This window comes from Streptomyces sp. NPDC059037 (assembly GCF_042740015.1).
Taxonomy (GTDB): Bacteria; Actinomycetota; Actinomycetes; order Streptomycetales; family Streptomycetaceae; genus Streptomyces.
The window spans coordinates 1-13,463 of record NZ_JBHYIG010000013.1 but is presented as its reverse complement, the minus strand read 5'-3'; the positions used below and the strand labels follow the sequence as shown (position 1 = coordinate 13,463).

The 13,463-nt window shown below is 71.2% G+C and carries 8 protein-coding genes; 3 read left to right on the top strand and 5 right to left on the bottom strand.

From position 1 onward, the window contains the following. Window positions 1-43 precede the first annotated feature (43 nt). Window positions 44-637, top strand: a complete 594-nt coding sequence (locus tag ACFWY6_RS04935) for a dihydrofolate reductase family protein (RefSeq protein WP_384686447.1) — start codon at window positions 44-46, stop codon at window positions 635-637. Here ACFWY6_RS04935 and ACFWY6_RS04930 read toward each other — a convergent pair. Next, window positions 630-3,614: an FAD-binding and (Fe-S)-binding domain-containing protein gene (locus ACFWY6_RS04930; RefSeq protein WP_384686445.1), complete on the bottom strand. Its 2,985-nt coding sequence runs from the start codon at window positions 3,612-3,614 to the stop codon at window positions 630-632. The two genes, ACFWY6_RS04935 and ACFWY6_RS04930, sit on opposite strands and share 8 nt — an antisense overlap. Before the next feature lie 40 nt (window positions 3,615-3,654). Further along, the gene (locus ACFWY6_RS04925) at window positions 3,655-4,821 is read right to left on the bottom strand and encodes a pyridoxal-phosphate-dependent aminotransferase family protein (protein ID WP_384686443.1); all 1,167 of its coding nucleotides are present in this window, start codon (window positions 4,819-4,821) and stop codon (window positions 3,655-3,657) included. Between the two features lie 96 nt (window positions 4,822-4,917). Here ACFWY6_RS04925 and ACFWY6_RS04920 point away from each other — a divergent pair, with 96 nt between their 5' ends. Continuing rightward, a complete protein-coding gene (locus tag ACFWY6_RS04920; RefSeq protein WP_384686441.1) occupies window positions 4,918-5,697 on the top strand; it encodes an IclR family transcriptional regulator in 780 nt (259 codons plus the stop codon). Between the two features lie 292 nt (window positions 5,698-5,989). Then, window positions 5,990-7,363, top strand: a complete 1,374-nt coding sequence (locus ACFWY6_RS04915) for an SLC13 family permease (RefSeq protein ID WP_384686439.1) — start codon at window positions 5,990-5,992, stop codon at window positions 7,361-7,363. A gap of 4 nt (window positions 7,364-7,367) precedes the next feature. On the opposite strand, the gene ACFWY6_RS04910 is transcribed toward ACFWY6_RS04915, so the two are convergent. Genes ACFWY6_RS04910 through ACFWY6_RS04900 form a run of 3 tightly spaced genes read right to left on the bottom strand, consistent with a single transcriptional unit; the run spans window position 7,368 to window position 13,322 of the window. After that, complete coding sequence (locus ACFWY6_RS04910) at window positions 7,368-10,232, bottom strand: NHLP bacteriocin export ABC transporter permease/ATPase subunit (protein ID WP_384686437.1); 2,865 nt, start codon at window positions 10,230-10,232, stop codon at window positions 7,368-7,370. 1 nt (window position 10,233) lies between these two features. Further along, window positions 10,234-12,519: an NHLP family bacteriocin export ABC transporter peptidase/permease/ATPase subunit gene (locus ACFWY6_RS04905; RefSeq protein ID WP_384686435.1), complete on the bottom strand. Its 2,286-nt coding sequence runs from the start codon at window positions 12,517-12,519 to the stop codon at window positions 10,234-10,236. Beyond that, the gene (locus ACFWY6_RS04900; protein ID WP_384686433.1) at window positions 12,516-13,322 is read right to left on the bottom strand and encodes an HlyD family efflux transporter periplasmic adaptor subunit; all 807 of its coding nucleotides are present in this window, start codon (window positions 13,320-13,322) and stop codon (window positions 12,516-12,518) included. The genes ACFWY6_RS04905 and ACFWY6_RS04900 overlap by 4 nt, the downstream gene beginning before the upstream one ends. Between the last annotated feature and the right edge of the window lie 141 nt (window positions 13,323-13,463).

Genomic DNA, 13,463 nt, shown 5'->3' with positions numbered 1-13,463 from the left:
CCGGTCGGCGGGCTGACCGACCTGCCACGCCACAGGAGGCCCCATGCGCAAGCTCGTGTACTTCATAGCCGTCACCCTTGACGGATTCATCGCCGGGCCCGACGGCGCCGACCCCACGGGCCCCGACGGCTTCTGGCCGATCCCCGCCGACTACGTGCAGCACCTGGCCGCGGAGTATCCCGAGACCCTGCCCGGCCCGGCCCGGGCAGCACTGTCCATCACGGCCGAGGGAACCCACTTCGACACGGTCGTCGAGGGACGCAAGACGTACGAGATCGGCGTGGCCGCCGGCACCACCAACGCCTACCCGCACCTGCGCCACCTGCTGTTCTCCACCACGCTGACCGAGAGCCCCGACCCGTCCGTCGAGCTGGTCACCGGCGACGCGGTGGCGAAGGTGCGGGAGCTGAAGCAGGAGGAGGGCAAGGACATCTGGCTGATCGGCGGCGGCGAACTGGCGGGCGCCCTGTACGCCGAGATCGACCAACTCATCGTCAAGCTGGCCCCGTTGACGACCGGCGCCGGCATTCCCCTGTTCGGCCGCTCGACCGCTTTCGACCCGCACGTCTGGAACCTCACGGACCACACCGTCCTGGACGGCGGGACCGCGTTCCTCACCTACACCCGCACTAGCTGACTGTTGCAGCCGCCTCCCGCAGGAGCTGGACCGGATGCCAGGCGTTGCGCTCCGTGCCGTGGAAGATCTGCTGGCGGCAGGAGACGCCGGTGGCGACCACCACCGTGTCCGGGGATTCCGCTGCGATCGCGGGGAAGAGACGATCCTGCCCGACGGTCATGGACACGTCGTAGTGCTCGGATTCGAAGCCGAAGGATCCCGCCATTCCGCAGCATCCGGCGTCCAGTTCGCTCACTGTCACGCCCGGGATGCGGCTGAGCAGGGCGACGGTCGCGGCCGTGCCGACCTCGGCCTTCTGGTGGCAGTGGCCGTGGTAGAGGAGCCTGCGGCCCGCGAGCCAGGAGTCCTCGCGCAGCCGCAGGCGCCCCTCGTCGATGGCCTCCACCAGGAGTTCCTCGACCTGGCGCACCCGGCCCGCGACATCCTTGACGGCCGTGTCGTCCGGCAGCAGCGCCCGGTGTTCGTCGCGCAGGGTCATCAGGCAGGAGGGCTCGCACCCCACGATCGGCGAGCCGGGGTCGGTCGTGTCGGCGAGGGTGTGGGCGAGCCGGCGTGCCTTGTTCTTGGCGTCGTCCACCAGACCCTTGGAGAGGCTTGACCTGCCGCAGCAGCCGCCGCTCTCCAACCTGACCCGAAAACCGGCCCGTTCGAGGAGCTCGATGGCCGCCCTGCCGATGTCCGGCTCCGTGAACGTGGTGAAGGAGTCGGCGAGATAGGTGACGGTGCCCTGGTCGGTGACGGGGTGCACGGCCGGTGTGCGGCGGCGGAACCAGCGCAGCAGGTTGTGGCGGACGAAGACCGGCAGCGGCCGCGCCGGTGCGATGCCGGCCACGCGGCCCAAGAGGCGGCGCACCGGTGCGATGCGCCCCGGCAGATTGGACAGCGGCGCGGTCGCCGAGCCCAGGCGGTTCAGCGTACGGATCGCTCCGAAGAGGCGGGAGCGCAGCGGCACGCCGTGGACGTCGTGGTAGTGCGAGAGGGTCTCGCTCTTGAGGGTGGCCATGTCGACGCCGAGGGGGCATTCGCTCTTGCACGCCTTGCACATCAGGCACAGGTCGAGGATCTCGTGCAGGCGTTCGTCGCCGAGCGCGGCCTTCGGGTCGGGCTCGGACAGGGCCTTGACCAGGGCGCCGGCCCGGCCGCGGGTGGAGTCCTCTTCCTTGCGGGTGGCCATGTACGAGGGGCACATGGCGCCGCTTCCGCTCTTGCGGCACAGGCCGATGTTCATGCACCGGTCGGCCGCCGCGCGCATGCCGCCTCCGCCGACGACCTCGAAGGAGAGCCGGGTGCGCAGGGGTTCGGCGGGCGGCAGGCCCGCGTCGCGCAGGCTCTGCGTCATCGGCGGCGCGTCCACGATCTTCCCGGGGTTGAGTACGCCGTGCGGGTCGAAGAGCCGCTTGACCTGGCGCATCGCCTCGTACAGCTGGTCGCCGAAGATCTCGCGGTTGAACTCGCTGCGCGCAAGGCCGTCGCCGTGCTCGCTGGAGTTGACGCCGCCGTACTCGGCGACCAAGTCCTTGATCTCCTCCGCGACGGCACGCATCCGGCCCACGTCGGCGGGGTCGGCGAGGTCGAGGTAGGGGCGGATGTGCAGGCAGCCGACCGAGCAGTGGCCGTAGAAGCCGGCGCTCATGCCGTGCCGGTCGAGGACGTCCTTGAACCGGCGGGTGTAGTCGGCGAGATGGACGGGGTCGACCGCGGTGTCCTCCACGAAGGCCAGCGGGCGGCGGGTGCCTTCGCCGGCGGCCATCAGCAGGCCGAGCCCGGCCTTGCGCACCCTGAGGAGCGATGCCTGCTGGGCCGGGGTGACCGCCTGGAGGGTGTGGTAGCCGTGGCCGTGCCGCGCCCACAGCTTCGTCAGGCGCCGCATCCGGTCGAGGAGTTCGGCCTCGTCGTCGCCGGTGAAGGAGACGAAGAGCAGGGCTTCGGGGGCTCCTTGAAGGACGTCGCCCAGCGCGGCGTACTCGATCTTGCGGCGGGACAGGTCGAGGATCGTGCGGTCCATCAGCTCGACGGCGGCCGGGTCGCAGGCGAGCGCGTCCTCTGTGCCTGCGATGGCCTCGGCGACGGAGGCGAAGTGGCCCACGGCGATCACGGTGCGGCTCGGCTTGGGCACCAGGTCGACCAGGGCCCGCGTGGCGACGGACAGCGTCCCCTCCGAGCCGACGACGAACTTGGCGAGGTCGAAGGGGGAGTCTTCGCGGGCGAGCCGGTCGAGGCGGTAGCCGCAGGCGCGGCGCCAGTGGGCCGGGAAGCCGTCGGCGATCGCCGTCGCGTTGGCGCGGACGATCTCGGGCAGTTCGCGGTAGAGGGCGCCTTCGAGGGTCTCCTGCTTGGCGCGGCGGGCGCGTTCGGTCTCGTCGACGCGGCCGAGGCGGGCCCGGCTCGCGTCCGAGAGCACCACGTCGAGTTCGCGGATGTGGTCGATGGTCATGCCGTAGCGGACCGATCCGCTGCCTGCGGAGTTGTTGCCGATCATGCCGCCGATGGTGGCGCGGTTGCTGGTCGAGGTGTCGGGGCCGAACATCAGACCCCAGGGACTCGCGGCGCGGTTCAACTGCTCCTGCACGACGCCGGGTTCGACCAGCGCGGTGCCGCTCTCCGGGTCCAGCTCCACGATCGCGTTCATGTGGCGGGACAGGTCGAGGACCAGGCCGGGGCCGACGGTCTGGCCGGCCAGGCTGGTGCCTGCGCCGCGCGGTACGACGGGGACCTGGTGGGCGGCGGCGGCCGCGACGGCTGCGGCGATGTCGTCGGCGTGCCGGGGGAAGACCACACCCATCGGCGTGATCGCGTACATGCTCGCGTCGCGGGCGAACAGATGCCGGGTGTAGTCGTCGAACCGGACCTCACCGTCGAGATCCTTGACGAGGTCCTGCTCTAGAGCGCGGGCCTGATCCTTGCTCCGTTCCCTGCCTTGTTGCCTGCCTGCGGGATCGTCGTCCGTGGGGTTCTCGTCGCGGGTGGTGACGGTCATACGCGGCAACCTCCTCTTCTAGGTGGGGAGTTCAGCGGCGTCACTCGGCGCGCAGGACGTCCAGGGCGGCGGTGAGTCCGTTCGGGTCGATGCGTACGCCGGCCAGTTGGAGGCCCATCTGGACGCCGGCGAGGGTGCCCGCGAGGGTCAGGTCGTTGAAGTGGCCGAGGTGGCCGATGCGGAAGACCCGTCCCGCGAGCCTGCCGAGCCCTGCGCCCAGGGACATGTCGAACCGGTCGAGGATGACCTCGCGCACCTTGTCGGCGTCTTCACCTTCGGGCATGAGAACCGCGGTGAGCGAGGAGGAGTACTCCCGTTCGTCGGCGCAGAGGAGCTCAAGTCCCCAGCCGCGTACGGCGGTTCGAGTGGCAGCCGCGTGCCGGTCGTGCCGGGCGAAGACCGCGGGGAGCCCCTCGTCCCCGAGCATGCGCAGCGCCTCGGCCAGGCCGTAGAGGAGGTTGGTTGCGGGGGTGTAGGGGAAGTAGCCGCGCTTGTTCGCGTCGATGACGGGCTGCCAGTCCCAGTACGACCTGCGCAGTCCCGCCGTGCGGGAGGCGGAAAGGGCCTTCTCGCTGACGGCGTTGAAGCTCAGGCCGGGCGGGAGCATCAGGCCCTTCTGGGAGCCCGCGACGGTGACGTCGACGCCCCATTCGTCGTGCCGGTAGTCGATCGAGCCGAGCGAGGAGATGGTGTCGACGAGGAGCAGCGCCGGGTGTCCTGTCGCGTCCATCGCCCGCCGGATCTCGGAGACGCGGCTGGTCACGCCGGTCGAGGTCTCGTTGTGCACCACGCAGACGGCCTTGATGGTGCGGGCGGTGTCGGCGGCGAGGTGTTCGGCGACGGCCTCGGGGTCGGCGCCGTGGCGCCAGTCGCCGGGCACGAAGTCGACGTACAGGCCGAGAGTGGTGGCCATCTGCTGCCAGAGCGTGGCGAAGTGGCCCGTCTCGACGTGCAGGACGCGGTCTCCGGTGCTGAGCGTGTTGACCAGCGCCGCTTCCCAGGCGCCGGTGCCGGAGCCGGGGAAGATCACGACGGGTCCGGTGGTGCCGAAGACCGGTCCGAGACCGGCGAGCAACTCCGTGGTGAGCGCGGCGAATTCGGGGCCGCGATGGTCGATGGTGGGCGCCGCGATGGCGCGGAGCACCTGGTCGGGGACGTTGGTGGGGCCCGGTATCTGCAAGAAGTGCCGCCCGGACTGAGAGGTCACTGTGGCCAACTCCCTTGAGAAGCGTGCCGCATTGTGGCACGGTGTGTCATAAGGTGGCACGCGGAGCATAGGAGCCGACGCAGGGGGAGTCAACGGATGCAGAGCGTTCTCAACGCACTTCGAGTGCTCGAAGAGGTGGCCGCGCGCCAGCCCGTCGGCGTCGCCGACCTGGCCCGCGCCCTGGAGCTGCCCAAGAGCTCGGCGCAGCGCGCCCTGCGTACGCTGCACACGGCGGGCTGGATCCGGCCGGCCGGCGGCGAGGTCACGCGGTGGGCGCTGACCACCAAGGCACTGCAGGTCGGGCGGCGCGCCACCGGGGAGTTGAGCCTGCGTGACGTGGCCGTGCCGATCATGGAGGAGCTGCGGCGGCGCACCGACGAGACGGTGCATCTGACCGTCCCTGACGGCGAGTCGGTGGTCCTGATCGAGCGCCTGGAGACCTCCAAGCCGGTGCGGATCATCCTGGCCCTGGGCACCCGGCTGCCCAGCCACGCCACCGCGAACGGCAAGGCCGTGCTCGCCTCCCGCTCCGCGGAGGCGATCGAGGGCCAACTGGCCGCCGGGCTCGAAGAGTTCACCGAGACGACCATCACGGACCGGGAGGCGCTGCTCGCCGAGCTCGCGCTGATCCGCGAGCGGGGTTACGCCACCAACGGCGGCGAGTGGCGCACCGATGTGTCGGCGGTCGCCGCGCCGGTCCTGGACGAGGCGGGTTCGCCGGTGGCGAGCATCAGCGTCAATATGCCGACGAGCCGGATGAGCGCGGAGTCGAGCGCGGCGCACGGAGCGCTGGTGCGCGAGACGGCATTGCAGGTCGGCGCCGCGTTGAGGCAGTTGCCGGAGGGGGCGTCGGGCGGGCCTGCGGCCGGGCGCTAGCGGCTCCGCCGGGGGGTGCTGCATTCGTCCGCGGGTCCGTTTTGGCTGGTCGCGCACTTCCCCGCGCCCCTTCGGGGCGCTTCCAACGCGCCCCGGATCCGCGGCGCCCCGTTCCACGACAGAATCCGGCGCCCCCCTTGACGTCCCGCGAATCGCGCTTCAATACTCCCCACTGCGAAAGGCTGATTCCGCCTGTCGGAATCCCTCGACTCCCCCCATCATCACGCGCCCCGGCCTCAACACGCCCCGGCGCTCCGTGACATGACCATCGGCCGACGGCAAGGGAGCCCTCGTGTCAGATCAAGTCATCTCCATCATCGCCCTGGTACTGATCTTCGCCATCGCGACCTTCTCCTCCGTCCATCTGGGCGCGCTCGCCCTGGTGGCCGCGTTCATCATCGGCTCGACGGTGGCGGACGAATCGACGGACGACCTCTTCGCGGGCTTCCCCGGCGATCTCTTCGTCGTCCTGGTCGGCGTGACCCTACTGTTCGCCATCGCGAAGAACAACGGCACGGTCGACTGGCTCGTGCACGCGGCCGTGAAGGCGGTGCGGGGCCGGATAGCCCTCATCCCCTGGGTCATGTTCCTGGTCACCGCCGTGCTCACCGCGGTCGGCGCCGTCACCCCCGCGGCCGTCGGGATCATCGCGCCCATCGGGCTCGGCTTCGCCGCGACGTACGGCATCAACCCGGTGCTCATGGGGCTTCTCATCGCCAACGGTGCCAGCGCGGGAGGCTTCTCGCCCATCGGCGTGTTCGGCAGCATCACCAACAACGTCGTCGAGCGCAACGATCTGCCCGGCAGCCCCGCGATGCTCTTCACCGCCTCGTTCCTGTTCAACGTCGGCCTGTGCGTCATCGTCTTCTTCGTCTTCGGCGGAAGGCAGTTGCTGGGGCAACGCGCACCGACCCACACCGGCGGTGGCGGGAGGACGGTCGCCGCACCGGCCGAACGGGACGACGGACCGCCCGGCGGTCAACTGGTCGAGGCGGGCGGCACGTCCGGGCCAGCCTTGGCCATCGCCAAGAACACCGCGACCTCGACCGCGGACACACCGCCCGTCCGCCTCGACGGCCCCCGCGCCCTGACCCTCCTCGGCCTGCTCAGCCTGGTCGGCGGAGCGCTCTTCTTCGACCTCGACGTGGGCCTCATGGCGCTCAGCATCACCGTCGTGCTCTCGCTGGTCTCCCCCAAGTCGGCCAAGGGCGCGGTCGAGCGGTGCGCGTGGTCCACCGTGCTGCTGGTCTGCGGCATCGTCACCTACGTGAGCCAGATGGAGCGCATCGGCACCATCGACTACCTCGGCAAGGAGGTCGCCGCCATCCAAGCGCCCCTCGTGGGCGCCCTGTTGATCTGCCTCATCGGTGCGGTGGTCTCCGCCTTCGCGTCGACCACCGGGATGCTCGGGGCGCTGATCCCCCTTGCGGTGCCGTTCCTGCTCGACGGCCAGGTGGGCGCGGTGGGGCTCATCACCGCCCTTGCCATCTCCGCGTCCGTGGTGGACGCATCCCCGTTCTCCACCAGCGGGGCGCTGGTGACCGCCAACACCCCTGAGGAGCAGCGTGACTTCGTCTTCCGGCGCCTCATGACCTGGGGGCTCGGCATCGCCGTGGTCGCGCCGCTGGTGACCTGGGGGCTCTTCGTGGTGCCCGGGTCGCTCTGACGGCTCAGCTCATCTGCCGCCGCACCAGCTCGTGCAGCCGTCCGCCCGTGTCCGCCAACAGCTGGGCGGGCGGGCCCTGTTGGACGACGCGGCCCTCCGACATGACGATCACGCGGTCGGCGTCCAGGACGGTGGACAGGCGGTGGGCGATCACGACGCGGGTGGCGTTCAGGGCGCGGGTGCTGTCGATGACGGTGCGCTGCGTCTCGTTGTCCAGGGCGCTGGTCGCCTCGTCGAAGAAGAGGACCCGGGGGCGGCGGATCAGGGCCTGGGCGATCATCAGGCGCTGGCGCTGGCCGCCGGAGACCGCTCCCCCGCCGGAGATCATCGTGTGCAGGCCCATCGGCATGCGCTTGATGTCCTCGGCGAGGCCCGCCATCGCCGCGGCCTCCCATGCTTCTTCCTGGGTGAACGTCTCGGCGCCGCAGATGCAGTCCAGGATCGATCCGGTGAGCGGCTGCGCGTTCTGCAGCACGACCCCGCACTGGCGGCGTACGGCGGCCTGGTCGAGGGCGGCCAGGTCCTGGCCGTCGTACAGGACGCTGCCCGCGACCGGCTTGTCGAAGCCGATGAGCAGGCGCAGGAGCGTCGATTTGCCGCAGCCGCTCGGGCCGACGATCGCCACGAACTCCCCGGGGCGGATGGCGAGGGACACGTCGTCCAGGACCAGCGGGCCGTCGTCCGTGTAGCGGAAGGAGACGGCGCGGGCCTCGATCTCGCCCTGGAGTTCGCCGGGCTGCGTGCTCGCGCCGCGCACCTCGGGCGCTTCGTCGAGCACCGGCTTGATCTGCTCGAACATCGGCAGGACCGCGGCCGCCGAGATCAGCGCCCCGGTGAGCTGGGTGACCGACGTAAGGAGCATCGTCACGGCGGTGCTGAAGGTGAGGAACTCCCCCGCGGTGAGGCTGCCGCGCGCCGGGCCCGCGAGGAGCACGAACATGATCAGCGTACAGAGCGGCAGATAGACCGCGTTGAGGACCGTCGTGAGGTTCTTGATGCGGCCCGCGCGCTGCTGGAGTTCGCGGCTGCGCGCGAACTCCCCCGCCCATGCCGCGTACGCGAAGCTCTCGGCCCCGGCGACGCGGAGCTTGGGCAGTCCGCGCAGGGTCTGGAAGGCCTGGTTGTTGAGTTTGTTGCCGAGCTCCACCAGGCGGCGCTGCCAGCGCAGTTCCCACAGGCCGAGGGCGAGGAACACCCCGGCGATGACGACCAGCATGCCGAGCGCGGCCAGGGCGAGGGGCACGCTGTAGGCGAGCAGCAGGACGAGGTTCATCGCGCCGACCGTGCCCGCCTGCAGGGCCACCGGGCCGATGCCCGAGAGCACCCGCCGGATGGCGCTGACGCCCATCGCCGCGCTGGCCAGTTCACCGGTGGAGCGGGAGGCGAAGAAGCGGGTCGGCAGCCTCAACAGGCGGTCCCAGACGGCGGGTTGCAGGGCGCTTTCCATCCGCCCCTCCATCCGCAGGATGGTGAGGTTCTGCAGCAGCATGAAGGCCGCGGAGACGATGCTGGTGATCATGACGGCCAGGGAGACCTGGACGATCAGGCTCTTCTCGGCGTTCGGGACGTACACGCCGAGCACCTGGCCCGTCGCGATGGGCACCAGGGCCCCGATGAGGACCGTCACCAGACCGGCGATCGTGAGATTGCGTACGTCGCCGCCGTTGCCGCGCAGGCTGAAGCGGAAGAGACCCCAGGGGGTCAACGCCCGGTCCGGCAGCGGCCGGTAGAACATGACGCCCTGCGGCTCGAACTCCTCCGCGTTGTCCTCGTCGACGCGCGTGCGCCGTCCTGACGAGGGGTGCACGGACTCGTAGCCGCCGCGTCGCCACAGCAGCGCGACCGGCGCACCGCTCGCGGCGCGGTGCCCCACCAGGGGTCCCGCGTTCTCGCGCCACCATTGGCCGTCGAGCCGGACGGCCCGGGTGCGGATCCGCGAGGCCACCGCTACCTGCTCCACCGGGTCGATCCGGTCGCTGACCGCACCGCTCTCCGCCTGGGCCGCGAGCTTGATGCCGGCCGCGTCGGCGACCAGACGGCAGGCCGCGTACGTCATGTCGTCGCCGCCCTGGGACGCGGGGCGGCCCGAACCGCCCCTGCCCGAGCGGCCGATGGAGGCGATCAGGGTCCGGTCGGCCTGCTCGCGGACCGTCTCGCCCGCCTTGATGCCGGCGGCCGTGCGGTCCTCGTGGGCGCGCTCCAGGCGCTCGATCCAGCGGTCGAGGGTGGAGAGCAGCCGGTACTGCTGGTTGACCATGCGCTGCCAGACGGCGGGGTCGACGAGCAGATCGCCGGCGGCCTCCGTGCTGTAGGCGGCGCCGTACTGCACGCTGCCGGGCGCGACCGGCATCCAGAGGATGTCGTCGTCGGTCACCACGTCGTCGCCCAGGGTGCGCCCGTCCAGGGGTGCTTCGAACAGCACCCGGTGGCTGCGTCCGATGCCGAGCGCGAAGGCGTGCTCGAGCAGGCTCAGGGCCTGGTCCTGGGTGTCGTACTGGGTGGGGTACTGCTGCTCGTAGGCCCAGGTGTCGCCGAAGTCGGGGCGGTAGAGCTCGCGCAGCGGGATGCGGCGCAGCTCGCAGCCCTGGAGAGGGCGTCCGACCAGGGTGTGCTGGGGGCCTTCGACGGGGCCCAGGAGCAGGGTGCCGGGTTCGAGGCGGCCCAGGAAGTGCCAGTGCCCCTGCTGCACGGCGTCGACCGCGAACAGGTCGAGGGCGCCGGCCACCACGAGCCACAGCACCTGCGGCCCCTCCAGGTGGACGCTGCGCAGGTCCGTGCAGTCGGCGGGGGTGCCGAGCGCGCCGAAGGCGGCGGCGACCGCGTCGTTCTCGTACGCGGTGTGCGTGTACTGCTCCGGTACCGAGGTCACCTCAGTGCTCCTTGACCAGGTCGGCGTAGGGACCGCCCGCGGCGACCAGGTGTTCGTGGCGGCCGCGCTCGACGACCGAGCCGTGGTCCAGGACGACGATCTCGTCGCTGTCCCGCACGGTGCTCAGACGGTGGGCGATGACGACGCAGGCGCAGCCGCGGCGGCGCAGATTGTCGATGATGACCTGCTCGGTCTCCGCGTCCAGGGCGCTGGTCACCTCGTCGAGGACGAGGATGCTGGGGCGGCGGACCAGCGCGCGGGCGATCTCCAGGCGCTGGCGCTGGCCGCCGGAGAAGTTCCGGCCGTCCTGCTCGACGCGGCCGTGGATGCCGCCGGGCCTGCGGGCGACGATCTCGTACAGGCAGGCGTCCTTGAGTGCGGCGACGACGGCGTCGTCGGGGATGGAGGGGTCCCACAGGGCGACGTTGTCGCGGATGGTGCCCTCGAAGAGGAAGACGTCCTGGTCGACGAAGGAGACGGAGGCGGCGAGCGCGCCGCGCGGGATGTCCTCCAGGCGCTGTCCGTCGATGCGGATCGTGCCTTCCCAGGGGCTGTAGAGGCCCGATATCAGCCGGGAGACGGTCGACTTGCCGCTGCCCGAGCCGCCGACGAGCGCGACCTGCTGGCCGGGACCGACCGTCAGGGAGAAGCCGGTCAGGAGGGGCTTGTCGAGGGGGCTGTAGCCGAAGGTGATGTCGTCGAGGGTGACGTGGCCCTTGAGGCGGCGGGTGCTCGCGGCCGGTTCGGGGCGGGAGTAGAGCGTGTCGACGGGGAAGTTCTCGACGTCCTTGAGGCGGGCGACGTCGGCGGCGAAGTCCTGGATGCGGCCCGCGACGCCGTTGAGCCGGGTGATCGGCGCGGTGAAGCGGGTCACCAGGGCCTGGAAGGCGACGAGCAGGCCGATCGACAGATGCCCTTCCACCGCGCGCAGACCGCCGATCCAAAGGATCAGCGCGCTGTTGAGGGTCGCGAGGGTCGGTGCGACGATGCCGAGCCAGGCGCTGGGCACGCCGAGGCGCTGCTGCTCCTCCAGGGTGGTGGCGTGCTGGCCCGCCCACCGCCGGAAGTAGCCGCTCTCGCCGCCGGTGGCCTTCATCGTCTCGATCAACTGCAGGCCGGTGTACGAGGTGTTGGTGAGCTTGGCGCTGTCGGCGCGCAGCTTCTGGGTGCCGGTGGCCCGCAGCCGGATGACGACGCGCATCGCCACGATGTTAAGGAGGGCGATGCCCACGCCGACGAGGGTGAGCTGGGGGTCGTACGTCCACAGCAGGGCCGCGTAGAGGAGTACGACAATGCCGTCGACGCCTGCGGCCGTGAGGTCGCGGGCCAGGGTCTCGGCGACCGCGTCGTTGGACGCCAGGCGTTGCACCAGGTCGGCCGGGCTGCGCTGGGCGTAGAACGTGACGGGCAGGCGCAGCAGATGGCGCAGGAAGCGGGCGCTGCTGAGGGTGGAGGAGATGATGCGGCCGCGCAGCAGGTTCGCCTGTTGCAACCAGGTGAGGACCACGGTCAGCACGACCATCGCGCCCATGGAAGCGAACAGCGCGCCGAGCAGCGAGGTCTGGTCGCCGATCAGGAACAGATCGATGTACGTCCGGCTGAGCGCGGGCAGCGCCGCGCCGACCGCCACCAGGAGCAGGCTGGCCAGGAGTGCGGCGAGCATGGTGCCCGTGGTGCCGCGCAGACGGGCCGGGAGCGCCCGCATGATGCCGGGCCTGCGCCCACCGGGGCGGAAGTCGTCGCCGGGTTCGAGGACGAGGACGACGCCGGTGAAGCTGGTGTCGAAGTCCTCCGACGGCACGAAACGGCGGCCCTTGTCGGGGTCGTTGATGTGCACGCCGCGGCGGCCGAGGCGGCGCCCCATGCCGTCGTAGACGACGTAGTGGTTGAACTCCCAGAAGAGGATCGCGGGCGCCTTGACCTCGGCGAGCGCGGCCGGCTCCATCTGCATGCCCTTGGCGGTGAGGCCGTAACTGCGCGCCGCCTTGAGGAGGTTGCTGGCCCGTGAGCCGTCGCGGGAGACGCCGCAGGCGATGCGCAGCTCCTCCAGCGGGACGTGCTTTCCGTAGTGGGCCAGGACCATGGCGAGCGCGGCGGCGCCGCACTCCACGGCCTCCATCTGCAGGACGGTGGGGGTGCGCACCGTCTTCTGCCGCTTGCCCTTGGACGCGGGGCGCTGCGCCGCGCGGCGGCGGCCGCGCTGCGGGGGCTCGGGACGGTGCCTGCGGCGTCCGCCGGGGGGCGGCAGTTGCTGCTGGTGTGCCGGGGAGGGGTGCGGTGCGGTCACGGAAGCAGCCAATCGATCGGGCGCTGCTCGGCGAGGTGGAAGGCGCCGGTGGCCAGGGTCATGGAGTCGAGTGCGAAGGGCGGGCCGCCCGCCGACGACCAGGCGTAGCCGGACTTGGTGGCGGACGAGCGGTCGAGCCGCACGAGGACCGCCACGGGCGGTCCTTCCTGGGTGAACTGTTCGGCCAGTTCCTTGTCCCCGAGGAATCCGGTGATCTTCTGCGCGCTCTGCGCGGACCGTCCGATCGCCTTCACATGGCCGCGCAGCACGCCGTACTGCTGCGTGGGCACGGACTGGACGGTGAGATCCACCTTCGCGCCGACGGGGACGGTGGCCGCGCTGTCCGCGGGTACGTAGACCATGGCGAGGAGCGGGTCGTCGCTACCGTCCACGCGCTCCACGGTCGCGACGTCGGCGCCCGTGGTGACGACGGTGCCGATCCGGGCGACGAGTGCGGTGACGCGGCCCGCCGCGATGGCGCGGACCACCCTGTCGCCTTGTTCCGTACGGACCTTGAGCACCGCAGCGCCGGCGGCGAGCCGTTCGCCGTCTTCGACGAGGACACTGGTCACCTGCCCGGTGACGGGGCTCTGCAGGACGTAACTGCCCTGGCCGTGCGTGAGGATGCCGGGCGCGCGCAGCGTCGAGGAGACCGAACCGGTCACCGCCCAGACGCCGGCCGCGGCCATCACGACGAGGGTGACGGCGAGGACGAGCAGGCCCTGAGGGCGGGCATAGCGCACCGGCAGGTCGAGTTCCTCGGGCGACTGCAGCTTGGACAGGGCCTGTTGGCGGAACTGCACGGGGCTCTTCCCTACCTTGCTTATGGCGTCCGGGTTGCGCCGCCCCGGGGTTTTAGGGGGGGCCCCGGAAGGGGGGGGGGAGGCGAGCGGTGGTCAAGGTGCGGGGGGGGGTGTAGCATTGCGGGGGCCCGCGGGCCCGGA